This is a genomic window from Faecalibaculum rodentium (assembly GCF_001564455.1).
Taxonomy (GTDB): domain Bacteria; phylum Bacillota_I; class Bacilli_A; order Erysipelotrichales; family Erysipelotrichaceae; genus Faecalibaculum; species Faecalibaculum rodentium.
In genome coordinates, this window is the sequence record NZ_CP011391.1 from 335,425 (window position 1) to 356,454 (window position 21,030).

Genomic DNA, 21,030 nt, shown 5'->3' on the forward strand with positions numbered 1-21,030 from the left:
ATGAACCAAATTCTAACATGAACCGCAACCCTCTGGCATCACCTTCAGCAAAGCCGGAACCTGGAGCAGCTCATCCACTGTTGTATCCGCTTCCACCAGTGAAAGGTTGGAGAACGGATCACGGAAACCGAAGACATACAGTCCCGCACCCTTAGCGGCCTGTACCCCATAGAAGCTGTCTTCCACAGCTGCGGCATCCGCTGCAGGGACTCCGAGTTTTTCGAGAGCCAGGCGGTAGATCGCCGGGTCGGGTTTGGTCTTCGGCAGGTCATGACCGGAGACCACGACGTCAAACATATTCTCCAGGCCGCATTCACGGATCATCTGTTCAATGAACCGCATGGGCGAGGAACTGGCAATGGCCACTTTGTATCCCGCATCCCGCAGGATCTGCAGAGTCTTCTTCAGACCGGGCCTTGCCTGATCGGCGTAGTTTACGGGGTGAGCTGCCATCCATTTGTCTTTCATTCTCGCCGCGGTATAGGCATCCACGCCGAGTTTTTCCTGGATGAATTCATCTTCCTGTTCCATGGAACAGCCAGTCAGCACCCGGATCTCCTCTTTCGATACATCCACACCGCAGTCGAGCAGCATGTCCCTGAACTGTGTCTGGAACCAGGATTCTGTATCCACCAGGACACCGTCCATATCGAAGATAATCGCTTTTGTCATAACAATCCTCCACTAGTCATTATAGACCAAAATGCCTCAGTGGCCGGCTGCACTCACCGCAAAGAGACAAAACAGGGAATAGGTCGCGCAGGCGAGTTCTTTCACAACCGGGCAGCCAGCTTCCTGGTCCGCTGCTGGCCGGGCGGAAACCCGCTGCCGGAGGGCGAATGTGTGGATGTGGTGGTGGAAGTGATCACCGGTTTTTCTGTCAGCAAATGCTTTCGACAGTTTCCCGGTTCTGTCAGTTCCCAATTGGCATGAAAACCCTTACGGTAGTTCTGAACCATAACAGGAGGACTCTACTATGAACAAAGTGACTGTGATCGGCGGCGGTGTGCTGGGATCCCAGATTGCCCTGGTCTGTGCATATCACGGCCTCGATACCTGGATCTGGCTGCGTTCCCCTGCCAGCATTGACCGCGCAAAGCCGAAGCTGAAGAAAGCCTTTGAGGAAATCATGGCAGATATCGAGCGTGCCGATGGAGATCCCGCCCGTCTGCCGGCCGGACTGCAGGAACCGGACATCACGACAAAGAAGGCAAAGGAAAAGGCGCGAAGAGCCCTGGAATCCGTTCATCTGGAGCTGAATCTGGAAAAAGCACTGGCGGGCGCGGATATTGTCATTGAATCCATGTCCGAGGACCCGAAGGCCAAGGCTGAGATGTATGCGGCCATGGCACCGCTGCTGACGAAGGACCAGATTCTGGTCACGAATTCCAGCACCCTGCTGCCGTCCATGTTTGCGGACATGACCGGATGTCCGGAACGGTATCTGGCGCTGCATTTTGCGAACCACATCTGGCGCAACAACCTGACGGAAGTCATGGCGCAGCCGAAGACCGATCCGGAGGTATTCGATGAAGTGATGACATTTGCCCGATCCATTTCCATGGATCCGGTGGCTGTGCGCAAGGAGCGCAGCGGGTATCTGCTGAATTCCATGCTGGTTCCGTTCCTGTTTTCCGCCATGGACCTGCTGGTGACGGGTACCGGAGATGTGAAAGACATTGACAAAGCATGGGTGAAAGGTGCCGGCGCTCCCTATGGTCCGTTCCGGATGCTGGACACCATCGGTCTGGAGACGGCCCGGAATATCGCGCATAATTTTGCGGCGATTCCGGAGGAGATGGCACCGTTCCATTACAGGGACATCGAACGGATGCTGACGGAGAAAATCGACCGGAAAGAAAAATTCTGCGATTGATGGCGTCCAGTGAGACTGGCTGCAGGCTGGCGGGATTTTCGGTTTTGCCGCCTGCCATCAGACAAACAGGTTGACAGCCTCCAGTCTGACCGATCCGGCAGCTCTCAATACAGTACAAATGCTGGAAACGGTGTCTCTGAAAACAGCCGAAGCTTTTCCGGACGGGTTCACCATCCGGAAGAAAACGGTATGGCCCGGTCTTGAGCAGCGGAGCTGCATCTGGTCCTGCCAGGAGATCCCTGTCACAGTCGGCATCATTCAGTATGCAGATGGCGGACAGATGCATCTGAGTCTGCAGCAGAATGCTGAGGAATGGTTCATCACGGATTTCTTTGAAGGAACCTCCAGGGGATATGGGCAACAAGAAGTTCCGGCCAGAATCATCCTGGAAGAACTGAGCCTGGATGGATTTGGCATTCTGGCCAGGTATCCGGATCTGTTTTCCATCGAATGCCAGACTAAGAACAATGCGCTGCGCCGGGTGTGGCAGCCGGTGAACGAACAGGCACTTCTGGAGACAATATCCGGGAACCGGCAGTTTGCCAAACTGCGCAATCTGTATTTCAGTCAGTTTGTGCAGACCGTCATGGCATCCCCCGATGCCGTCTGATTTGTGGCAGGATACGGATCAGATGGTGGAGTGACCGTCTGACCTGCCGTGCGGCTGACCGGAAGTGATCCTTCCGGATGCAGCTCAAATTCTGCCTGAATGTTTGACACAGACCCGTTTGGGTGGTATAACTAACAGGCAGATATCGGGACGTAGCACAGCTTGGTAGTGCACTTGCATGGGGTGCAAGGGGTCGCAGGTTCAAATCCTGTCGTCCCGACCATTTGCAAAATCAGGAGACTCCGGTCTCCTTTTTTTTCATATTCCGCCGGATTCTGCGGCAGCCGCGGATTCGGGAACGGCACGGAAAGGAGGCATTCATGGCTGAACGGCTTCATATCACAGCAGACAGGAACGGGACCGTGGAACAGCTTTTGGCCAGACAACCGGGTCTATCCCGGCGCCAGATCTCCCGGCTGAAGTTTCTGCCTGCAGGCCTTCTGGTCAATGGGATTCCTGCCAGATCCGTCACCCCGGTAAAACCTGGAGACGACGTGTCTCTCTGGCTGCATGAAAGCAGCCACCGGCATCCGGTTCCGTACCGGATTCTCTTTGAAGATGCCCTGCTGCTGGTGGTGGACAAACCCGCCGGGCTGGTGGTTCATCCCAGCCCCGGGCATGAACAGGATTCCATGCAGAGCGTTCTGGAAGCTGCGCTGGGTCATCCCTTGTATCTCAAGGGACGCCTGGATAAAGACACTTCCGGGATCCTGGTATTCGGCAAGGCCTCCTGGGTTCCGTCCCTGACAAAAACGAAAAAACGGTATCTGGCCCTGTGCCATGGACAGGTGCAGCCGCAGGTCATCTGCACTCCGCTCAAACTGCAGGACCGGACAATGGTCCCGTCTCTGGATGGGAAAAGCGCCTTGACCTATGTAACACCGGTCAGATCCATCCCCGGCGGTACACTGGTCTCCGTGAAAATCGAGCATGGGCGCATGCATCAGATCCGGGCCCATATGGCATCAGCTGGTCATCCGCTGCTCCAGGATCCTTTGTATGGTTCCTCCTGTGAATCCGGAGCGTCAGCCACAGAAGGAAGAGCCATGCTGCACTGCGCTGCCGTCACCCTCCGCCATCCTGTCACCGGCGACCGGCTGGATCTCGCTGCAAGGCTTCCAGACGACTTTCTGGCTCTTTGCGGCGTATCATCTCCATAGAATGAAATCTGACCGGCGCTGCAGGCAGCCCGGTCCGGGAGGTCCTGTATGGAAGCACGACTGCTGTCTCTTTTCATTGGCTATGTCTTTGGCTGCATTCTGTTCAGCCCCATCGTGGCGCGGGCAGCCGGGAAAAACATCTACGAAGAAGGATCGGGGAATCCGGGCATGGCCAACACAGGCCGCGTCCTGGGGACAAAGGCTGCAGCCCTGGTGCTCCTGGGCGACGGCATGAAAACCGTTCTGGCCATTGTGATCTGCCGCTGGCTCTTTCCTGCCGCCGGCGACATCCTCACCCTTTATGCGGGACTGGGTGCAGCCATCGGCCATTGTTATCCCTTCTGGCGCGAATTCCAGGGCGGAAAGGGTGTGGCTGTCCTGGCTGTCACCTATGTGCTGTATGCCCCTGTCTGGGGAATCCTGTCCCTGCTGACAGGCGGCATCTGTGTTCTATGCAAGATGGGCCTGAAGTGGGGGGCGGCTGTCATTTCCCTGACTTTTTCGGTCTGCACCGGCCTGATGGGCGGCAGAGAAGCATTCTTTGTTTCGCTGGTCATGGTGGCACTGATGATCCTGCGCAACAGCCGGAAAACACTCCTGGACAAGGCAGAAGAGAAACCGGCGCAGGAAAACAAAGAGAACAACGGCAAAGAGAACTGAATTTCTCCAGGCGGTTTTCAGAACAGAAGGCGCCTTTTCTTTTGTGCATTGGACACGTGGAACGCGCAATGGCATAATGAGCCACATGAAGCGACACGCTGTTTTTCACATCACATTCGGCACCATCCTCGGCACGGCACTGGTCTTCAGCCTGATTTACTGGGGACTGCCCTGGATCCTGGAATACTTCGGATACCCTGGTGATCTGCTGCTGGATCGGAATATGCGGCTGTATTTCGGAGGGCTATGGGCCGTCGTCCACTTTCTCCGCTCGGGGCTGCGGCATTCGAAGCTGGGGTTCTTCCTGCGCTTTATCCGGGCCTGTCTGCTCATTGCGGCTTTGTGCTTGACGGGATATTACGTCTATGAATACATGCTGCCGGATCATTCCATCGAGCAGTTCCGGCAGATCTTCGACCAGGCGAAGGAAGCGGTCCAGAAACAGCAGGTGAGTCTTGACGGATACACTTACACGGATCAGCGTGACGGACTTCCGGAAGTGGGGATCCAGGCAGCGGTGTCGCAGGAAGAGGCGGCGCAGATCCTGGAAGAAAACGTCTACTGCCTGCCGGACTGGCTGCTGCAGCAGACCAACGTGATCCGGGTCCTGGACGATGCAGCCTTCACCCGGGCCATGGCGGAACACAACATCCAGGCGGGGGGGCTGGTTGCGGGATTCTCCACCTATTCCTATACCGACAACGGAACCGGACTGCTGGAGAGCAACCATGATGAGGAAGTGTTTCTGCGCCTCGAGAGCCTGGAGCCTTCCACCACAGCCCATGAGCTGACCCACTGCTTCGACTTCGAGCATGACATTACGCAGAAAAATGCCGACAGCGAGTATACGGAAACTGTGCGTCGGATCTATGAATCGCAGCCTGCCCTGATTTCCGCCTACGGCGCCACCGACATCAGCGAATTTTTCGCCGAAGCCGGGTCCCTGTACATCATGGATCCGGGACTTCTGCAGCAGAAGAGTCCGGAACTGTATGGTGTGCTTGAAGCGCTCTTTGGCCCCACGGGAGAGGGAGTCCCCTCTTCCCAGGAGGGATTTGACCTGCAGCAGTGGCTCCGTGATCTGCAGCTGCCCGACATACAGTGGCCGGATCTGTCCAGTCTGCACTTCTGAGGCCAGGCAGCAGAAGGTGCCGGTGATGGCAGATATACAGCAGCCGGTAATAGAACCATAAAAAAAACGGGAACCCCTCTGCATTAGACAATGCACGGGTTCCCGTTTTCATGGTATGCATGAAGCTTTTGTGCCTGCTCTATTCCACAAATACAACTTTGTACTCCCGGTCATGCTGCCTGCCGATGCTCGCAATATAGGAGGACAGGAGCTCTTTGTAGCGCTGCTTTGCGCGCTTTATCAGGTCCTGGTCATTTTGAATGGAATCCAGCATCTCCAATTTCGCATCTTTGAACATCTGCTCCTGTTCCTCGGGGGTGATGGGATTTTTGACCAGCCAGGCATCTTCGGTGACATAGGGGTCTTTGGCGTTCTTTGTATCGATGTGAACAGTAATTTCAGGGTCAGGAACGGTGATGTTGAATGTTTCGCCGGTTTTGGACACGCCGCTTTCCTTCAGGGAGTAGCTGACCTCCACAGTCCCGTCATATTCCTGCCAGTACTTCCGGGCTTTCTTGAAGAGGGATGACAGGCCGTCCCCGCGGTTTTTGTCGCAACTCGCGACCGTATGAAAGCCCATTTTCATTACGGTCAGACTTCCGGCAGAGCAGACAGCTGCCGGTTCCGGGTCAGGCTGCACCCGGGCGCAGCCCGAGAAGATGAGAACCGCCAGAAGAACGATTTTACTTTTTTTCATCAGATGGTGCCTCCTGTTCCGGTTTCTCTGTATCGGATTTATCGCCCGTTTTTGTTTCTGCAGACGAGGCCGTTGCCGGTGCTTCTGTGACCACCGTGACATGATATTCGCCGCCTGTAATGGACTCCGTGAACTCTTTCAGAATTGTCCTGGCGTTTTCATTGGCTGTCTCGTTGAGGTTGACATCCTTGAGCACCCGTTTTTTCAGGTCGGCTTCTGCAGCTTTTCTGGCTTCCACGAATCCTTTCTCGTTATTCGGTGCTTCAGGAAGATATTTGAATCCATCCAGCAGTTCATATTCCAGCTGGACTGGCCGCATCGTCACGACCAGTTCCCTGCTTTCCTCGTTTCCTTCCACCTGGATTTCGCTGAAATCTGTATTCATTTTGATGATTCCGTTGTACCAGACATGATACAGGGGCTTTTTCTGTTCTTTGTCCTGGTACACAGTGGCTACTGCGGAGTACGGCGTGTTCATGACCCGCAGGGAGCTGGCGTTTTCCAGTGACTGGAGAGAAGACTTGACTTCCATTGCGGTTTCCGGCGGCCTGCCCACCACAAACCGGTTGACTCTGTAGCCGCAGTAAACCACGACAGCAAGGACTGCAATCAGCAGACAGATGTTCACGGCGGTCGGGAGCTTTTTCAGTCCCTTCCACAAGGACCTGCCAAAGGATTTTGCTTTATCATGTCTGTTTTTTCTTCATTCATAATTTTCAGCCTTTCCAACTATCACCTTTGAGTATAACGAGCAGAAATTGGGCTGCAAGGGCTTTCAAATGAAGAATATACACAAAAAAGGATGCAGCTCTTCACTGCATCCGTATGATCCGGTCTCTATGATTCTGTCTGTCCCGGTCCGGTTACTGCTCCAGCTGACTGCCTCCGTCACCATCGGCAGACCGGTGTGTATCTCCGTTTTCCGGCACCTCGACTTCCACAACATACTTGCCGAAGGCATTTACGGTGGACGTATCACCGAGCCTGGACACCCGGGGGGTGTTGGCGTCATAGCTCAGGTGCATGTGGCCGTAAAAGAACCAGGAAGGACGGTACTTTTCAATCAGGCGGTTGAAACAAGGGAACCCTTCATGGGCACCTTTGCCGTCTCCGTGGTCTTTGGCAGGAGAATGTGTGACCAGCACATCGAATCCTTTTTTCCGCCACAGCGGATACCACAGTTTGTGGATCCGCTTCTCCATCTGGACTTCGGTGTACTGAAACGGCCCCTTTTTGTACCGGCGGCTGCCCCCCAGGCCCAGGAACCGGATCCCCTGGTATTCGTAGATCTCGTCTTCGATGCAGATGCACCCCTCGGGAGGGTTTGTGACGTATTTCTCGTCATGGTTCCCGCAGACATACAGGACGGGTCCGTTGAACATTGTGGCGAGAAATGTCAGGTACCGGGCGGGGAGATCGCCGCAGGAAATGATCATGTCAATGTCCTGCAGCATCGAGCGGTCAAAGTGATCGTACAGGGCCCGGTCGATTTCATCCGAGAGCACCAGGACCCTGAGTTTCTTCATGCGGACTCCTTTACCCGGGAAATGCCATGGGTGCGAATCACGCCTGTGGCTTCGTCCGTGAAGTCATCCAGCCCCGGAATGGAGCCGATGATGTTCGACAGCAGCCAGTCCATGTCCATGAGCTGCTCTGTACTCAGTGTTTCTCCCTGGCGGCACCGGATCTGCCCCTCCTGGTCCCGGAGTTCATCCCGGAAGGGACGCAGCCCGTGCCGCAGGTTTTCCCGGACAATGCCGATCAGGCGCCGGGTCTGTTCGGGAACCACTTTTGTCATCTCCAGGTCAATCATGCCATTGGAGACCCCCCACCAGTAATTGACAGACTGCCCGGCCTCGCCGTGTTCCTCATACCACCGGCGGTTGCGGATCCGCTGCATCATCTTGGTGTAGAACTGTCCCCAGTACTCGAGATCGTAGGTGACTTTCACGAATTTTCCCTCCCGCAGGTCGTACAGCCCGAATTCCCGGCTCGTGATCACATTGGGGTCAAAATCGATGCCCGCAATGAAGACCAGGTCCGTATCCCGCGGAATGTGCCCTGCACTTTCCTTGGTGGTGGACCAGTCGAGGTAGACCCGCGCTTCGGGGTTGGTCATCAGCGCACCCAGGGCAAAGGCGTTCAGGCTGGCAATGTTTCCGTAAATGGGATAATCCGCGAGGTAGCCGATGTGCCCCGAAACCGTCAGGATACCCGCAATGAGCCCCGACAGGAACTGAGATTCATACCGGCGCCCGAAATACGTCCGGATGTGGCCGGTCAGCGTGTTGAGGCTGCAGTTGAACATCTTGATCTCCGGATGGGCCGCGCCAAAGCGGATGCTGGAGCGCAGCATTTCCGGACTGGTGGTGAAAATGACGTCATAGCCTTTCTTCACGGCTTCCTCCATCGCCGCCATTTCCTGCTCCGGGGTGTTCACCTCGAACCACGCCCTGGTGTCCACCTCCGGCATTTCCCGGTTCAGGTAGGCCCGGCCCTGTTCGTGATGTCTGGTCCAGGCACTGGTTTCCGGATCCCGCCGGTAAATGAATGCAGCCCGGGGTTCACCGTAGAGCCGGGAGAGCAGGGACTTGCGGTCCTCCTCTGTGTCGGTTTCCACCGTCGCCCTCGGTTTTTCCGGCCAGACGGAGAAATCCGCCCAGACTTTGCGGATCTGCCGCTCGAGCTCACCGTTGCCAATGTCGTCAAAGTCCTTCAGGCCGTAGATCTCCAGAAACAGCAGGAAGGCATCTCCGGCCGGGATCTGCAGCTGGCTGCCGCCCAGCTTCAGGAAGATCTGTGAGAAGCGGTTCCAGGCAGACCGGACATCCTCCCGCATTTTTTCGCTCCAGGGCTCGTCATCTGCGCCCAGAACAAAGTCCAGCCGCTTCCAGCTGCCGGGGGTGACGAAGTGCAGATAGGACGCGCCGGTTTTTGCCTGCGCCTCCAGGGATTCGAAGTAGGCCTCCATTTCCGGAGAATGATCGTTTTCCGGAATCAGCCGGGTGACTTTGGCCATGATCTCAGGCGCCTTCAGGTATTTCAGGACCGAGACCCGCTTGTTTCCTTCCTGGACATAGAAATGTCCGAGGTATTCGACGCACAGGATCGGCTCCCGGATGCCTTCCTCCAGCTGAGCTTCATACAGACGCGTCCATTTTCCGGCGAACTCGCTCGCAGGCTCGAGCAGGGGCATGAAATCCGCCGCAAAGGAATTCGTGCGTCCGCGCGTGCGTGTGCCCGTGACGCGGTCCAGGGGAATGGCAGTGACCGGCAGTTCCTGGGTTTTCAGGATCTTCAGTTTTTCGTCCTCCAGAGCCGGCAGGTAGGGATCCAGGCCCTCCGCCGCGCGGGTTTTGACACACCGCAGGCCGATTTTCCGTGCCTGTTCATATACTTCAAGGGACATACAGGTCCTCCTTTTTTTGTTTCTCTTTTTATCATTTTATGCTATATCGTCCGCTGCATGAGGCGGTATGAACCACCACTGCCCAAAAGACGGAAGACAGCCTGACAGAGTTCGGTCTTTAGGGACGGGTCTGTGACTATGACCATCCCGTTTTGACCGGCGGTATCCGACATATTCGCAGAAGGTTTGCGCTTGATCAGCACCGTTGTAATCCCGCAATATCCGGATACAGAAATCCCCGTTCTGCAGTGGCTGACCGGTTCCCGGAAGAACCTGGATACCCGGCAGAACGGGGGATTGAATGAAAGATTCAGGCTGTTCCGGGATCCTGAGGCTGTTTTCCGTACAGAGGCCGGATCTGGGTGCGGATGACCCGCCGCAGACCGAAGGTCGTGATCACGACTGCCACGATTTCCGCCAGCGGGAACGCCAGCCATACCAGGTTCAGCTGGCCGGTTCTCGACAGCAGCCACGCCAGGGGAATCAGTGCCCCGAGCTGCCGCACAATAGACACCCACATGGCAATCATGCCATGGCCCATGGCCTGGAAAAAGGAACCGCAGATGATCCCGAATCCCGCGGGCACAAAGCACAGGGAGATGATGCGCAGCGCCGGAATGCCAATGGATTTCATATTGTCGCTGGCCTGGAACAGATCCAGGAACGTGCCCGGCAGCAGCTGAAACAGCAGCAGTCCGACACCCATGATCGACAGGGCATAGGCGATGGCCAGCTTCAGGGTCTTCATGATCCGCACCGGCTTCGCCGCCCCGTAGTTGTAGGCCACGATCGGCACCATGCCGTTGTTCAGCCCGAAAATGGGCATGAAGACAAAGCTCTGGAGCTTGAAATAAACCCCGAGGACCGCCGCCGCGGTGGTGGAGAATGATATCAGGATCTGGTTCATGGAGAAGGTCATGATGCTGCCGATGGACTGCAGAATGATGGACGGCAGACCCACACTGTAAATGTGCCCGATGATTCCCCGGTCAGGCCGGAAACCCCGAAACCGGATCTGGATCTCCCGGTTTAGGCGGCTGTTGAACCACACCCCCAGGAGGCCGCCGATGATCTGCCCCGTGACTGTGGCAATGGCGGCGCCCGCCACACCCAGTGCCGGGAAGCCGAACAGCCCGAAGATCATGATGGGATCCAGCACAATGTTGATGGCGGCTCCTGCCAGCTGGCTGACCATCGTGAGATTCGTCCGGCCGGTGGAGGCGAGGATCTTTTCATTCATTGTCTGCAGAAACAGACCGATGCCGAATACCGACACGATCCACATATACTGGAATCCTTCTTCTGCAATGACAGCGGAAGAAGTCTGCAGGGTGAAAAATGGCCGGGAAATCAGCATACCCGTTACCGCAAACACCAGGTAGCTGGTCATCGCCAGGAAAATGCCGTTTTCGGCCGTCGAATTCGCCGATCTCTGGTCTTTTTCCCCCAGACACCGGGAGAGCCAGGCATTCACACCCACGCCCGTTCCCACCCCCACGGCAATCATCAGGTTCTGCCAGGGAAATGCCAGGGACACCGCCGTCAGGGCGTCCTCACTGAGACTCGCCACGAAGATCGAGTCCACCACGTTGTACAGCGCCTGCACCAGCATGGAGACCATCATGGGCACAGACATGGAAACCAGCAGCCGGTTCACCGGCTGGACACCCATTTTGTTTTCGTTCAAATCCTTCGCTCCTTTCTTCCCGGGCCAAAAAAAAGAGCCGTCGGGCTTTCTTTCTCTTTCATTTTACACCTCAGTCCGGGATTGGAGAACGGGCTTTCGTGCCAATGTTCCCGGATTTACTGTGGTTGCTGCCTGTAGCAGGATGCAGGGATCAGGCAGGTCCCTGCCTGAGGGCTGAGCGGCCATCGGCAGGAGAGGGCAGAAAATAAGACGCGGACAGGTGAATCTTTTCACAACCTGTGCTATCATGCAGTGGTACAGATTTAAAGGAAGGTGCAGTATGTTAGACAACAACGAAATCGGGATCTTTATCCGTCTGGTAGATGCAGGAGGCAAGACCGCAAAGGAGATCGCAGAAATGTACAGAACGAGTGCGGCAAAGGATCCCCTGGGACGAGTGGCATTCTGCACAGATGCAGAAGCGGATCCCCGCCTCGCCGACCGATTCAACCAGGCCATCCTGGCTTATGAAGGCGATTACGGTGAATACGAATACATCATTGGCGACATCATTGACACAGACCTGGCGTATGACCCGGATGCTCCCAAGGGATTCAAGCGAAAGATCATGGGTGCATTTTCCGATCTGCTGCCCAGGGAATTCGAAAGGGAAATGAAGAGCACCTGGCTGCTGCTGAACAATCTGCGCGATCTGGATGCAGAGGAGGCAGCGGGTATGCAGTGTGTATTGTCCAATGAACTGTCGGCTCCCGCAGACCTGCTGGACAACCGTGCTGCGAGCGTGAACTTCACGTATTTCGTATAAGCGGCTTTGGATCTGTTCCGCCGGTGGACCGGAGCGGTCACGGACAGAGACCGGAACCGGACAGGGATTACAAGTCAATACAATGAAAAAATGCCCGGGACTGAATCCAGTTTCGGGCATTTGATATCGCCGGCAAAGCCGGGAGAGCCGCCTGCCAGACACCATCGGGCTGGTCAGCCTGCCACCGGCATCTGTCAGAGAGACTCGTAAATGTCGTAAATCAGCTGTTCGGTATCTTCCCATCCCAGGCAGGGGTCGGTGATGGACAGCCCCGGTTCGTAGTTCTCGCAGATGTCCTGTCGGCCTTCCTTGAGATAGGACTCGATCATGAGGCCCTTCACCAGTTTCCGGATCTCCGGGTCATATTTGCGGGAGTGCATGACTTCCTTGGCGATCCGGATCTGTTCCCTGTATTGTTTTCCGGAATTGTAGTGATTGCAGTCCACGATCACCGCCGGATTGGCCAGACTGGTCTTTTTATATTCCCGCTGCAGGCGCTTCAGGTCTTCGTAGTGGTAGTTGGGAATGGCATTCCCCAGCTTGTCCACACCCCCGCGAAGAATGGTATGAGTCAGCGGATTGCCCGGTGTGGAGACGTGGAACATCCGGTGAATGAAGCTCTGGGGGGCCTGGGCGGCGATGACGGAATTGATCATCACAGACAGATCCCCGGAAGTGGGGTTTTTCATCCCGACGGGAATGTCCGCTCCGGATGCCACCAGACGATGCTGCTGGTTCTCCACCGACCGCGCACCCACGGCTTCATAGGCCAGGACATCGTCAAAGTAGTCCCGGTTGCTGGGATACAGCATTTCATCCGCGGCGGACAGACCGGTCTCTTCCAGGATGCGCAGGTGCATCCTGCGGATCGAGACGATGCCGGAAAGCAGGTCGGGTTTGCTGTTGGGATCCGGCTGATGCAGCATGCCTTTGTAGCCTTCACCCGTGGTGCGGGGTTTGTTTGTATAGACCCGGGGGATGATGAACAGCTTGTCCTGGACTTTTTCGTTCACGTCCTTCAGGCGGCGGACATACTCCGTCACACTGTCTTCGCTGTCTGCCGAGCAGGGGCCGACAATGAGGATGAATTTGTCGCTGCGGCCCTCGAAGATATCCCGCAGTTCCTGATCCCGCACAGCTTTCTGAGCCGCCAGTGCGGGTGAGAGAGGATAGAGCTCCTTGAGGACATCCGGAGAGGGCAGCTCCTGGTGAATGGTGAATGACATGACATGACTCCTTCCCTGGTGATATTTGTGTACCTGCGCATTATATCATGCCGGTCAAAGCTCTGGTTTTTTGCCTGCGATTGTATTCTGGGACATAAGATAATTGAGTGTGTACACTGAAGGCATGAGAATCATTGCCGCAGCCGGAGATCTGCAGGAACCTGGCTGCATGAAAGAACTGGGACAGGATACTGCCGGAGGGACCCTGTATCTGCAGTCCGGTCCCTGGCAGCCGCTGCAGCCCGAATGGTGCATGGCTGCCCCCGGCAGCATCCTGAATCTGGAGGGACACCGGATCCTGGTCGCTCCGGAGCGACCAGGGCTGATGGACATGGCCCGCCAGGCTGCAGCCCTGCACTGCGATGTGCTCCTGCGGACAGGCGGTTATGTGGCCTGGTGTCTGGAACTGGAAGGGGTGCTGGTGGTGGATCCGGGCAATATCCGGCATTCAGCCAACTGCATGCCCCCCAGTTTCGCCTGTCTGGAACTCGACGCCGGACGACAGCCGGCCTGTACCATCCAGTGGCTCAAGGGCATCCCGCACGGCGAGAAAAGCCGGTTCCAGTCTGTCCAGGGCCACAGACGCAAAGGACAGCCGGATTCCTGAGGCAGTGCGGGTGCATCCGAATTCCGGCGGGAGGGTCCAGCCGGCTATCTCCACACAGAGATAGGCTTCATCCAGCAGGACGGGATATCCCTCCAGGATGGACAGTGCAGTCTGACAGCGGTGCCTGTACTGGCGGTTCAGCCGTCGGACATGCCGTTCCAGTCCGCCGGAAGAGATGTAACGGGCCAGGGCCAACTGCTCGATCCGGGAGGCCATGGGTGCATAGAGTCCGGGATCGAATCGTTTCATCAGCCAGGGCGGCAGCACCATGCACGACAGCCGGATGGAGGGAAGAAGCACCCGGGAAAACGATCCGATGTAGACCGACTGCGGCAGCCTGCTGGACAGGGCGTTGCGGGCTCCCGAGACATAGGTGAGTTCGCCGTTGTAGTCGTCCTCGATCACGAACAGATTCCGGTACAGGTCCTGTCTGGCGCGCAGGGCCTTTTTTTTCGTTCCGGTACAGGCTGTGGTCAGGTACAGACAGTCAAAGGGCTTTTTCAGTTCCTCTGGCAGCGGTCCATCTGCATCGCTTTCCAGTTCCAGGATGGTCCATCCCGCCTGTTCAAAGGCCTGTCGGGCGAGAACAGGTGCATGGTGTTCCATGGCCACGGTCTGCCGGGGCCCGACAAGGGTGGTGAGAATGAACAGCAGGGTCTGGTAACTCGGACCAACCAGGATGGAATCAGGATCTGTGCGCAGTCTTCGAAGGCGGTAGAGATAGTCCGTCAGTGCCGTGCGCAGGGGACGATCCCCCCGGCTGTCTCCGTAACTGGCAAGGCCGTCACTGTCTTCCAGTGTTTCCCTCAGACAGCGTTTCCAGAGCTTCATGTCAAACAATTCGGGGTGGATGGTGTTGGTCTGCAGATTCCAGAGGGGTACAGGTACAGGCGCCGGGGACCGGGGTGCAGTCTGCCGGGCGGGGTTCCGAGGCACGATGTCGCTTACAAAGCAGCCGGACTGAGGGACAGTGCGGACCAGCCCTTCCTCCTGCAGAAGCGCAAGAGTATGTTCGACGGTGGTCTGGGAGAGGCCGCTGCGCCGGACGAGTTCCCGGATGGAGGGCAGCCGCTGTCCCGGCTGAAGCGCCCCGCTTTGTATGTCGTGATACAGCGTGTCATACAGCTGCAGGTACTTTTTGGTGTGTTTCATGCCATAAGCATAAACTGTCCCCTGAAAATATACAAAATCTGTCTGTTTTTTCGGTGACAGAAGAGGGGTATCATCCCTGACATGGAGGTACCCTGTATGAAACAGAACATAACGATCCAGGATATGGTCCTGACGGCCCTTGGCATGGCGCTTGTGTTTGTGGCCACGATGTATATCAAAATCCCCAATGCCCTGGATGGATATTTCAATCTTGGTGACGGCTTTGTCCTGCTGTTTGCATCTTTCCTGAGTCCCGGCCTCAGTTTCCTGGCCGGGGGGCTGGGGTCTGCCCTGGCAGATGTGGCCGGTGGCTATGCCTATTATTTCTTTCCGACGCTGCTGATCAAAGGCCTGGAAGCCGTGGCCGTCAGCTGCCTGATCCGCCGGTATGGCGAGAAGGCCAGGATCCCGGCTTATCTGCTGGGGTCCGTGATCATGGTGACGGGATACTTTCTGGCAAAGTGGTACCTGAAAGGGAACATGATGGTGGCTGCAGCCGGTATTCCGGAAAACATTCTGCAGTCCGCTGCCGGTGTGGCCATCGCGATTGTGGCCTGTCCGCTGATCCGGCGCTCTCTGGCGAGAAGCCGGGCACATTCGACAGTCTGAGCCATCTGAACCAGCAACAGACTGTACAGAAACTCCTGAAAACGGCAGTGCCTGCAGACGTTCTGGGTACAAAACTGGGTACAGTTTTTCCAGAAACAGAAAAACCGGCTGTTTCCGGCTGATATTCGGGCAGCTTTTACGCAAACAACCCGCCAGTCTGTGAGAATGACGGGTTGTCTGTTGCGCAAATCATGAGAAAAGGCGCCGTCGCGCCTGATCTCAGATATGCTCAATAGGAGGAAGGATGAAAGCTGAACATCTTGCTTTCTGATTCCATGATACGAATCCGAGGTTGATTCGTCATCTTAAACGCTCAGATTTTTTTTGAAATCCTATTGACAAATCAAATGTTTCGTGAAACGAAATTGACTCCGGTAAGCTTTAGCGCCCCACCGACCAGCCGATGACCATCAGCCAAGCACATGAACAGCATAGCAGCAGACGGGAATCACAGGGATATCCTGATTTTCGGCCTCCTGTGCCACCATCAGCACGAGCTGTCTGGCAATGCCTTGTCCGCCCCAGGTGGGATCGACTTCCGTGTGCGTGATCGCCCAGGCGCCGTTTCTGTCCACATAGTCGCATTCTCCAATGCAGCTGGAGCCGTCATATGCTGCACTGCGGTGCAGTTCCGGTTCAAATCTGTATTCAATCATGGTGTTCTCCCTTGCGGATGCCGGTGTGCATCCATTCCTTTTCAGTATAGCCGCCCTGAAACAAAGAGTGTTGCAGAATGCCGCGGATCCGAAGGCGGAAAAGGTGGAAACAGAATGTCTCCTGTTTTTCTTTGCAGTCCCTGTCTGGTACTGTCAGAGGCAGTGAAGGATGCCTGGTCAGACGGCATCCGGAAAGGAGCAGACCGTGAAACAGAAATACGACTATGCAGAGAAGCTGATGAAACGAAAATACAAAGAGGAACTGGGGCGGGAAACCGATATGCACCGGCTGTCCTTCGAAATCCAGCTTGTGAGTGTCCTGCTCCTGATTGCATCGCTGTGTCTTCTCAGACTCAGTCTGCCCCTGCATCTTCCCTGGCTGTTCACCCTGCTGGCGGCTTCCATTGTGACGGGACTGTTCCTGGCTTCCATGGTCACTGCATCCGTTACCCGGCTGTGGCCGCGGATCACCGGATTTCCCGACTGCACAGCCCTGCGCAGCCGCCTGGATGTGGCACCGGCACCCGAGGGACATTTTGACGAGTTTATGGACATGATGGACGAAGCCGCATCCCTGGCACAGCGCAGCCTGAAGCAGCAAAGAGCCATTCTCATGGCCGCACAGATCTGCCAGTATCTGGCCATTGCCTGCCTGATGGCGGCTTTTGTCACCGGCCTGTGTCTCTGGCTGTAGGGCCGGAACAGCGAAATACAGATCCGGTCACCAGGACCGGACCTGCAGGTTGCACTCTTTCAGCCGATGAACTCCCGCAGCAGGGAGTTTTTTGGTATATCCTCGGAAGAAATGCCCAGGAAATAGTCCAGGAATTTCAGCAGCCGCCTGGCTTCTTCGTAATGCAGGGACGAAGGCTGGATATCAAACAGCAGCGGCTCGGCATACTGCTTCAGCACCGCCAGTTCATAGACACAGGCACTGTTGAAGAAGACATCGGCGTTTTCCTGGAACGGCAGGATGTTGACTTCTTCTCCCGTCCGGACAGCCGGCCACATCTCCATGGTCTGTTCTGCGCTGTAGCCGCGGGTACGGGCATCCCGCACGATGCGCCTCAGCAGACGTCCGTCCTCCGGGGGGATGGGGTTGTGCTGGTCGATTGCCAGCTGGGTGAGGGCACTGATATAAATACGGAACTGCTTCTCCGGCAAAATGGCCGCCGCCATGCGGGGGTTGAGGGCGTGAATGCCTTCGATCACCAGCACATCCCCTTCGTTCATGCGCAGGATCCGCCCATGGTATTCCCGTTTCCCCAGAAGGAAGTTGTAGACAGGCATCATCACCGGCTGCCCGGCCAGCAGGTCCTCCAGGTCCCGGTTGAGCTGGTCCAGGTCCACTGCCTCGAGGGACTCGAAATCATAGCTTCCATCCGGCAGCCGCGGGGAGTCTTCCCGGTTTTTGAACCAGTCATCCACGGAAAGCTGCACCGGGTTCAGCCCCAGTGCCTGGAGCTGGACACAAAGCCGTTTTGCGAATGTGGTCTTGGAAGAGGAACTCGGTCCGGCAATCATGACGATCCGCCGGTTTCCATCCGAGGCAATGGATTCGGCGATCTGGCCGATTTTCTTTTCCTGCAGGGCTTCCTGGATGCCGATCAGTGTCGATGCCTGGCCCTTGCAGATCCAGCCGTTGAGATCCGCCACGTCCTCGCAGTCCAGTTTCTGCGCCCAGATATGGGACTCCCGCAGGGTGGCGTACTCCTTTTCATGTGCAGCCGGATCGAATACAGTCTCTTCCTGTGTGCGGGGGATCTGCAGGAAGAACCCGTCATCCCAGGGAATCAGCCGGAAGTTTTTCACATACCCGGCATCTGGCGCCATATGACCGTAGAAATAGTCCACGAAATTGCCCAGGGAGTAGATGTGCACAGTCCCGGACAGTCGGTAGCGGAACAAACGGGCCTTGGAATCCATCCGGTATCGGGAGAATTCCTGGATGGCCTCCTGTGTCAGGACCCGTCGGCGGTGGATGGGGTAGCGGTTCTGTGCGTATTCCTGCATTCTGCGGGCCACACCCTCCAGCAGCTGTTCATCCAGTTGAAAGTGTCCGGCGGGCCGGACAAACAGCGCGTCCTGGATCTGGAAGTCCACGGTGATGGTTCGCACATTGCTGCGGCCAGCCTGTGCAAAAAAGGCCTTCAGCATGGAGAAAATCGTCGTCCTCACCAGTGCCATCCGGCCTGTGGGGTCCTCTGTGGTGATGAAGCGGATGCTGGTGTCAGCCTGGACTGACTTTCCCAGTTCCATGAGTTTGCCGTCCACGGCTGCCAGAATGATCGGCGCCAGCCGGTACTGATCAGGGTGTTCTTTCATGGCCCGCATCGCGAGGTCCTGCAGCGTAAACCTTGTATCAGGGGCAGAGTTGTGTTCTTTGTTCATGTCCTGACTGTATCACAGCCATCAGCACACATTCTCTTGTTTGGCCTGCTTCAGTCCGCCAAATTGCCGGGCAGTCAGGGAACCCAAACCCCGTCGGGCACACTATAATAAATGCAGTGACAAGGAGGCGCAGGTATGTCTGAACAGGAAAAGAAACCTGCTGCTGTCAGCACAGCAGCTCCGGCAACGGATGAAGTACGCAAGGCAGAGGAAGATCTGAAGAAAGCGAAGGCAGAGCTGGATACCCGGCTGGAAGAAATGGAGAAGGAATTCGACCGGCGCAGGGAACAGCTGGAGAAGGAATACGAGGAGAAAAAAGCAGTGATGCTCCGGGACATGGAAGCGGCCAGAGTCATGGCGGAAGATGAATTCGAGGAACTGCGCTCCCAGGCTGCAGCCCACAAAAAGGAAATCATCTGCGGTGTTTCCATCGCAGCGGCGGTTGCCCTGCTCACCGCATTGCTGTGCGGCCACGGCAGACACAGCCGACGATAATGCAGAAAGCCGGGATCCCCGGCTTTTTCAGACAAGGGGACTAGTGAAACGAGGGGATACAGGGAATGGGAGATCGTAAATGGGCCATGCGGATCATCGGCGCTCTGATTGTGCTGGCGGTCATCATGGGACTTACTCTCTTTGCGGAAGGGGTCGATCCTTTCTCCAGACACGCAGCAGAAATCGTACTGAAATCCGCTGATTCCGTACTCAGCGACAGCGGACAGAAACTCTGGGACGCATCGGTGATTACCACGGAGGAATCCGAACAGGCCGTAACAGAAGGGGCGTCCACCGGAACCGCCACCACCGGCTCCGGTACCTCGAAGCAGGACAAAAAAGCCGAGAAGAATGTGAGGAAAGACGAGAAAAAAGAACAGAAAGCTGTAGACAGGACCAGTGAGACAGTTCAGTCCACCATGGACAGCCTGGTCTACCGCCTTGCGGGCTATCTGCCGGACTGGATCCCGGGCCGGGTGTATGTAGTCACATTCGGCATTCTGGGGATTCTCGTCGTGATTCTCTGGCTCATCAACCGGTATTGCTGAAATTTTTCGTTTCTTTCAGGTTCGTTTAAGCCTTGGCGCATATTCTTGAACCCATGAGGAGGAATGGAAAATGAAACGAGTTTGGAAAAATATAGTATGCGGTACAGGTCTTGTGCTTCTGGTGGGATCTGCCGTGGCGACGGGCATGGATGTGTTCGGCGAGGACCGGAGAGCCGGGCGGTTTGAGGAACGTGACTGGTCGTTTGGGGGATTTGATGACGACGAAGGGTTCTTCTTTGATGAAGACAGGAACCGGGAGTCCGGTGACAGCCGGCGGTATTCCTTTGATGACGAGGATGACTTCTTCGATGATGACCGTTTTGAGGATGATTTCTTCGATGATGATTTCTGTGGTGAACAGGGCGGATCCGGATACCGGAACGATACCCGGATCCGGAACGGGGAAGACAGCACATCGGGGGCAACAGACAATGCAGGATCCGGTGCCGGAAATGACACAGGATCTGACAGGAATGCAGGGAACGAGAAGGCAGACAGCGGAAAGTCTGATGCTGCTGACAGTCAGTCCAAAGACAGTGGTGCAAAAGCCACCTCTGTGGTGTCGCTGATGATGGAATCTGATGGGACTGGATCGGGTACGCTGGAAAAGCCGGGAGGCTGGATGGCTTCAGACGGGCGTCACCATGGAACGAATGGATACGGGATCTTTGTGTTTGTTCTGGAACTTGCCGGCTTTGCGCTGCTGACAGCCTGGATGATTGCATCCAAAGGCAACAGACTGACCTGGTCCCAGGTTGTGCACCGGACACCGGAACTGCCGTCAGAAAAAGTGGGGGCCGGTACTGTGGAGGAAGCTGCCGCGAAGACAGCAGACTTTGCGGAGGGTGTGAAGGAGGCTGAAGTCGTGGTGGACGAACCTGTGGAAACAGTATTGGTTGAGGAAGTGAAACCGGAAGTGCAGGTGGAACAGTCTCAGGAAGCGACAGACAGTGACGCAAAGGCGGACGACAAGACTGATACAGACTCCGCAGAGGAACAAAAATAGACACTGCTTCAATACAGTTCAGGTATGCAGTACAGGCCGGTACAGAAGAATGTGCCGGTCTTTTCTTCGTGTGCCCGGCATGGCATACATCCAGGTGGTGAAAGTCCACTATGGGAGCGTATCATCGCAACCGCTAACCATTAGCTCAAGGCAAGGGGCTCACTGGTAACAGGAGTTCTGAAAGAAGCCTGGCGGCAAAGTTCCGGCCTGAGGAACACGAACCGCATATAAGGCCACAGACGGAGACGAGCGTGCGAAACAGCGCAAAGTCGTAATAGTTGCGGATGACTGTCTGGGGTAAATGCGGCAGGTATATGGAATGAAAGATGTATGACCTTACCCG

The 21,030-nt window shown here is 56.1% G+C and carries 21 protein-coding genes and 1 tRNA gene; 12 read left to right on the forward strand and 10 right to left on the reverse strand.

The window, feature by feature from the left end:
• Window positions 1-12: 12 nt before the first annotated feature.
• Entirely contained in the window at window positions 13-672 is a 660-nt protein-coding gene (locus aalo17_RS01550) for an HAD family hydrolase (RefSeq protein WP_067554678.1), read from the reverse strand.
• Window positions 673-976: 304 nt separating this feature from the next.
• Here aalo17_RS01550 and aalo17_RS01560 point away from each other — a divergent pair, with 304 nt between their 5' ends.
• The 6 genes from aalo17_RS01560 to aalo17_RS01585 all read left to right on the forward strand — a co-directional run bounded on the left by aalo17_RS01560 (window position 977) and on the right by aalo17_RS01585 (window position 5,438).
• Window positions 977-1,876, forward strand: a complete 900-nt coding sequence (locus aalo17_RS01560; protein WP_067554685.1) for a 3-hydroxyacyl-CoA dehydrogenase NAD-binding domain-containing protein — start codon at window positions 977-979, stop codon at window positions 1,874-1,876.
• A 118-nt stretch (window positions 1,877-1,994) separates the two neighbouring features.
• A complete protein-coding gene (locus tag aalo17_RS01565; protein WP_145907423.1) occupies window positions 1,995-2,486 on the forward strand; it encodes a hypothetical protein in 492 nt (163 codons plus the stop codon).
• Between the two features lie 146 nt (window positions 2,487-2,632).
• Window positions 2,633-2,709 (forward strand) — tRNA-Pro (locus aalo17_RS01570).
• Between the two features lie 97 nt (window positions 2,710-2,806).
• Window positions 2,807-3,646, forward strand: a complete 840-nt coding sequence (locus aalo17_RS01575) for an RluA family pseudouridine synthase (RefSeq protein ID WP_067554691.1) — start codon at window positions 2,807-2,809, stop codon at window positions 3,644-3,646.
• A 48-nt stretch (window positions 3,647-3,694) separates the two neighbouring features.
• The gene (locus tag aalo17_RS01580; protein ID WP_067554694.1) at window positions 3,695-4,306 is read left to right on the forward strand and encodes a glycerol-3-phosphate acyltransferase; all 612 of its coding nucleotides are present in this window, start codon (window positions 3,695-3,697) and stop codon (window positions 4,304-4,306) included.
• Between the two features lie 85 nt (window positions 4,307-4,391).
• The gene (locus aalo17_RS01585; protein ID WP_067554697.1) at window positions 4,392-5,438 is read left to right on the forward strand and encodes a zinc-dependent peptidase; all 1,047 of its coding nucleotides are present in this window, start codon (window positions 4,392-4,394) and stop codon (window positions 5,436-5,438) included.
• A gap of 139 nt (window positions 5,439-5,577) precedes the next feature.
• Here aalo17_RS01585 and aalo17_RS01590 read toward each other — a convergent pair whose 3' ends face one another.
• The 5 genes from aalo17_RS01590 to aalo17_RS01610 form a co-directional block, all read right to left on the reverse strand.
• Window positions 5,578-6,135 carry a DUF4230 domain-containing protein gene (locus aalo17_RS01590; protein ID WP_067554700.1) on the reverse strand — a complete coding sequence of 186 codons (558 nt, stop codon included), beginning with the start codon at window positions 6,133-6,135 and terminating at the stop codon, window positions 5,578-5,580.
• Window positions 6,122-6,796 (reverse strand): DUF4230 domain-containing protein, encoded by a 675-nt coding sequence (locus aalo17_RS01595; RefSeq protein WP_067554703.1) that lies wholly within the window; start codon window positions 6,794-6,796, stop codon window positions 6,122-6,124. The genes aalo17_RS01590 and aalo17_RS01595 overlap by 14 nt, the downstream gene beginning before the upstream one ends.
• 202 nt (window positions 6,797-6,998) lie before the next feature.
• On the reverse strand, window positions 6,999-7,661 hold the full coding sequence (locus aalo17_RS01600) for a metallophosphoesterase family protein (RefSeq protein ID WP_067554706.1): 663 nt from the start codon (window positions 7,659-7,661) through the stop codon (window positions 6,999-7,001).
• Window positions 7,658-9,544, reverse strand: coding sequence for a BMP family ABC transporter substrate-binding protein (locus aalo17_RS01605; protein ID WP_067554709.1), 1,887 nt, complete (start codon window positions 9,542-9,544; stop codon window positions 7,658-7,660). Before aalo17_RS01605 ends, aalo17_RS01600 begins: the two co-directional genes overlap by 4 nt.
• Window positions 9,545-9,854: 310 nt before the next feature.
• Window positions 9,855-11,231: an MATE family efflux transporter gene (locus aalo17_RS01610; RefSeq protein ID WP_236940496.1), complete on the reverse strand. Its 1,377-nt coding sequence runs from the start codon at window positions 11,229-11,231 to the stop codon at window positions 9,855-9,857.
• Between the two features lie 280 nt (window positions 11,232-11,511).
• On the opposite strand from aalo17_RS01610, the gene aalo17_RS01615 reads away from it, so the two are divergent.
• Complete coding sequence (locus tag aalo17_RS01615) at window positions 11,512-11,997, forward strand: hypothetical protein (protein WP_067554712.1); 486 nt, start codon at window positions 11,512-11,514, stop codon at window positions 11,995-11,997.
• Between the two features lie 194 nt (window positions 11,998-12,191).
• On the opposite strand, the gene aalo17_RS01620 is transcribed toward aalo17_RS01615, so the two are convergent.
• Together aalo17_RS01620 and aalo17_RS01630 are read right to left on the reverse strand one after the other, a co-directional pair.
• Window positions 12,192-13,223: a 3-deoxy-7-phosphoheptulonate synthase gene (locus tag aalo17_RS01620; RefSeq protein ID WP_067554715.1), complete on the reverse strand. Its 1,032-nt coding sequence runs from the start codon at window positions 13,221-13,223 to the stop codon at window positions 12,192-12,194.
• A gap of 448 nt (window positions 13,224-13,671) precedes the next feature.
• Window positions 13,672-14,982, reverse strand: a complete 1,311-nt coding sequence (locus aalo17_RS01630) for an aminotransferase-like domain-containing protein (protein ID WP_067554720.1) — start codon at window positions 14,980-14,982, stop codon at window positions 13,672-13,674.
• Between the two features lie 96 nt (window positions 14,983-15,078).
• Between aalo17_RS01630 and aalo17_RS01635 the strand changes: the two genes are divergently transcribed.
• Window positions 15,079-15,591: an ECF transporter S component gene (locus tag aalo17_RS01635; RefSeq protein ID WP_067554723.1), complete on the forward strand. Its 513-nt coding sequence runs from the start codon at window positions 15,079-15,081 to the stop codon at window positions 15,589-15,591.
• Window positions 15,592-16,001: 410 nt separating this feature from the next.
• Here the strand turns inward: aalo17_RS01635 and aalo17_RS01640 are convergent, their stop codons facing one another.
• Complete coding sequence (locus aalo17_RS01640) at window positions 16,002-16,247, reverse strand: GNAT family N-acetyltransferase (RefSeq protein ID WP_067554726.1); 246 nt, start codon at window positions 16,245-16,247, stop codon at window positions 16,002-16,004.
• A gap of 205 nt (window positions 16,248-16,452) precedes the next feature.
• Here aalo17_RS01640 and aalo17_RS01645 point away from each other — a divergent pair, with 205 nt between their 5' ends.
• The gene (locus tag aalo17_RS01645; RefSeq protein WP_145907426.1) at window positions 16,453-16,941 is read left to right on the forward strand and encodes a hypothetical protein; all 489 of its coding nucleotides are present in this window, start codon (window positions 16,453-16,455) and stop codon (window positions 16,939-16,941) included.
• A gap of 59 nt (window positions 16,942-17,000) precedes the next feature.
• Here aalo17_RS01645 and aalo17_RS01650 read toward each other — a convergent pair whose 3' ends face one another.
• Entirely contained in the window at window positions 17,001-18,638 is a 1,638-nt protein-coding gene (locus aalo17_RS01650; RefSeq protein WP_067554732.1) for a nucleoside kinase, read from the reverse strand.
• A gap of 135 nt (window positions 18,639-18,773) precedes the next feature.
• Between aalo17_RS01650 and aalo17_RS01655 the strand changes: the two genes are divergently transcribed.
• From aalo17_RS01655 to aalo17_RS01665, 3 genes are all read left to right on the forward strand, one after another.
• Entirely contained in the window at window positions 18,774-19,133 is a 360-nt protein-coding gene (locus aalo17_RS01655; protein WP_067554735.1) for a hypothetical protein, read from the forward strand.
• Window positions 19,134-19,198: 65 nt separating this feature from the next.
• A complete protein-coding gene (locus tag aalo17_RS01660; protein WP_145907429.1) occupies window positions 19,199-19,681 on the forward strand; it encodes a hypothetical protein in 483 nt (160 codons plus the stop codon).
• A 70-nt stretch (window positions 19,682-19,751) separates the two neighbouring features.
• Window positions 19,752-20,687, forward strand: a complete 936-nt coding sequence (locus aalo17_RS01665) for a hypothetical protein (RefSeq protein ID WP_067554741.1) — start codon at window positions 19,752-19,754, stop codon at window positions 20,685-20,687.
• The last annotated feature ends 343 nt before the right edge of the window (window positions 20,688-21,030 follow it).

Excerpts from the sequence above, each read along its gene's own strand:
- aalo17_RS01550 (WP_067554678.1), bottom strand. The coding sequence starts at position 672 with ATGACAAAAGCGATTATCTTCGATATGGACGGTGTCCTGGTGGATACA.
- aalo17_RS01560 (WP_067554685.1), top strand. The coding sequence starts at position 977 with ATGAACAAAGTGACTGTGATCGGCGGCGGTGTGCTGGGATCCCAGATT.
- aalo17_RS01565 (WP_145907423.1), top strand. The coding sequence starts at position 1,995 with ATGCTGGAAACGGTGTCTCTGAAAACAGCCGAAGCTTTTCCGGACGGG.
- aalo17_RS01575 (WP_067554691.1), top strand. The coding sequence starts at position 2,807 with ATGGCTGAACGGCTTCATATCACAGCAGACAGGAACGGGACCGTGGAA.
- aalo17_RS01580 (WP_067554694.1), top strand. The coding sequence starts at position 3,695 with ATGGAAGCACGACTGCTGTCTCTTTTCATTGGCTATGTCTTTGGCTGC.
- aalo17_RS01585 (WP_067554697.1), top strand. The coding sequence starts at position 4,392 with ATGAAGCGACACGCTGTTTTTCACATCACATTCGGCACCATCCTCGGC.
- aalo17_RS01590 (WP_067554700.1), bottom strand. The coding sequence starts at position 6,135 with ATGAAAAAAAGTAAAATCGTTCTTCTGGCGGTTCTCATCTTCTCGGGC.
- aalo17_RS01600 (WP_067554706.1), bottom strand. The coding sequence starts at position 7,661 with ATGAAGAAACTCAGGGTCCTGGTGCTCTCGGATGAAATCGACCGGGCC.
- aalo17_RS01605 (WP_067554709.1), bottom strand. The coding sequence starts at position 9,544 with ATGTCCCTTGAAGTATATGAACAGGCACGGAAAATCGGCCTGCGGTGT.
- aalo17_RS01615 (WP_067554712.1), top strand. The coding sequence starts at position 11,512 with ATGTTAGACAACAACGAAATCGGGATCTTTATCCGTCTGGTAGATGCA.
- aalo17_RS01620 (WP_067554715.1), bottom strand. The coding sequence starts at position 13,223 with ATGTCATTCACCATTCACCAGGAGCTGCCCTCTCCGGATGTCCTCAAG.
- aalo17_RS01630 (WP_067554720.1), bottom strand. The coding sequence starts at position 14,982 with ATGAAACACACCAAAAAGTACCTGCAGCTGTATGACACGCTGTATCAC.
- aalo17_RS01635 (WP_067554723.1), top strand. The coding sequence starts at position 15,079 with ATGAAACAGAACATAACGATCCAGGATATGGTCCTGACGGCCCTTGGC.
- aalo17_RS01640 (WP_067554726.1), bottom strand. The coding sequence starts at position 16,247 with ATGATTGAATACAGATTTGAACCGGAACTGCACCGCAGTGCAGCATAT.
- aalo17_RS01650 (WP_067554732.1), bottom strand. The coding sequence starts at position 18,638 with ATGAACAAAGAACACAACTCTGCCCCTGATACAAGGTTTACGCTGCAG.
- aalo17_RS01655 (WP_067554735.1), top strand. The coding sequence starts at position 18,774 with ATGTCTGAACAGGAAAAGAAACCTGCTGCTGTCAGCACAGCAGCTCCG.
- aalo17_RS01660 (WP_145907429.1), top strand. The coding sequence starts at position 19,199 with ATGGGAGATCGTAAATGGGCCATGCGGATCATCGGCGCTCTGATTGTG.
- aalo17_RS01665 (WP_067554741.1), top strand. The coding sequence starts at position 19,752 with ATGAAACGAGTTTGGAAAAATATAGTATGCGGTACAGGTCTTGTGCTT.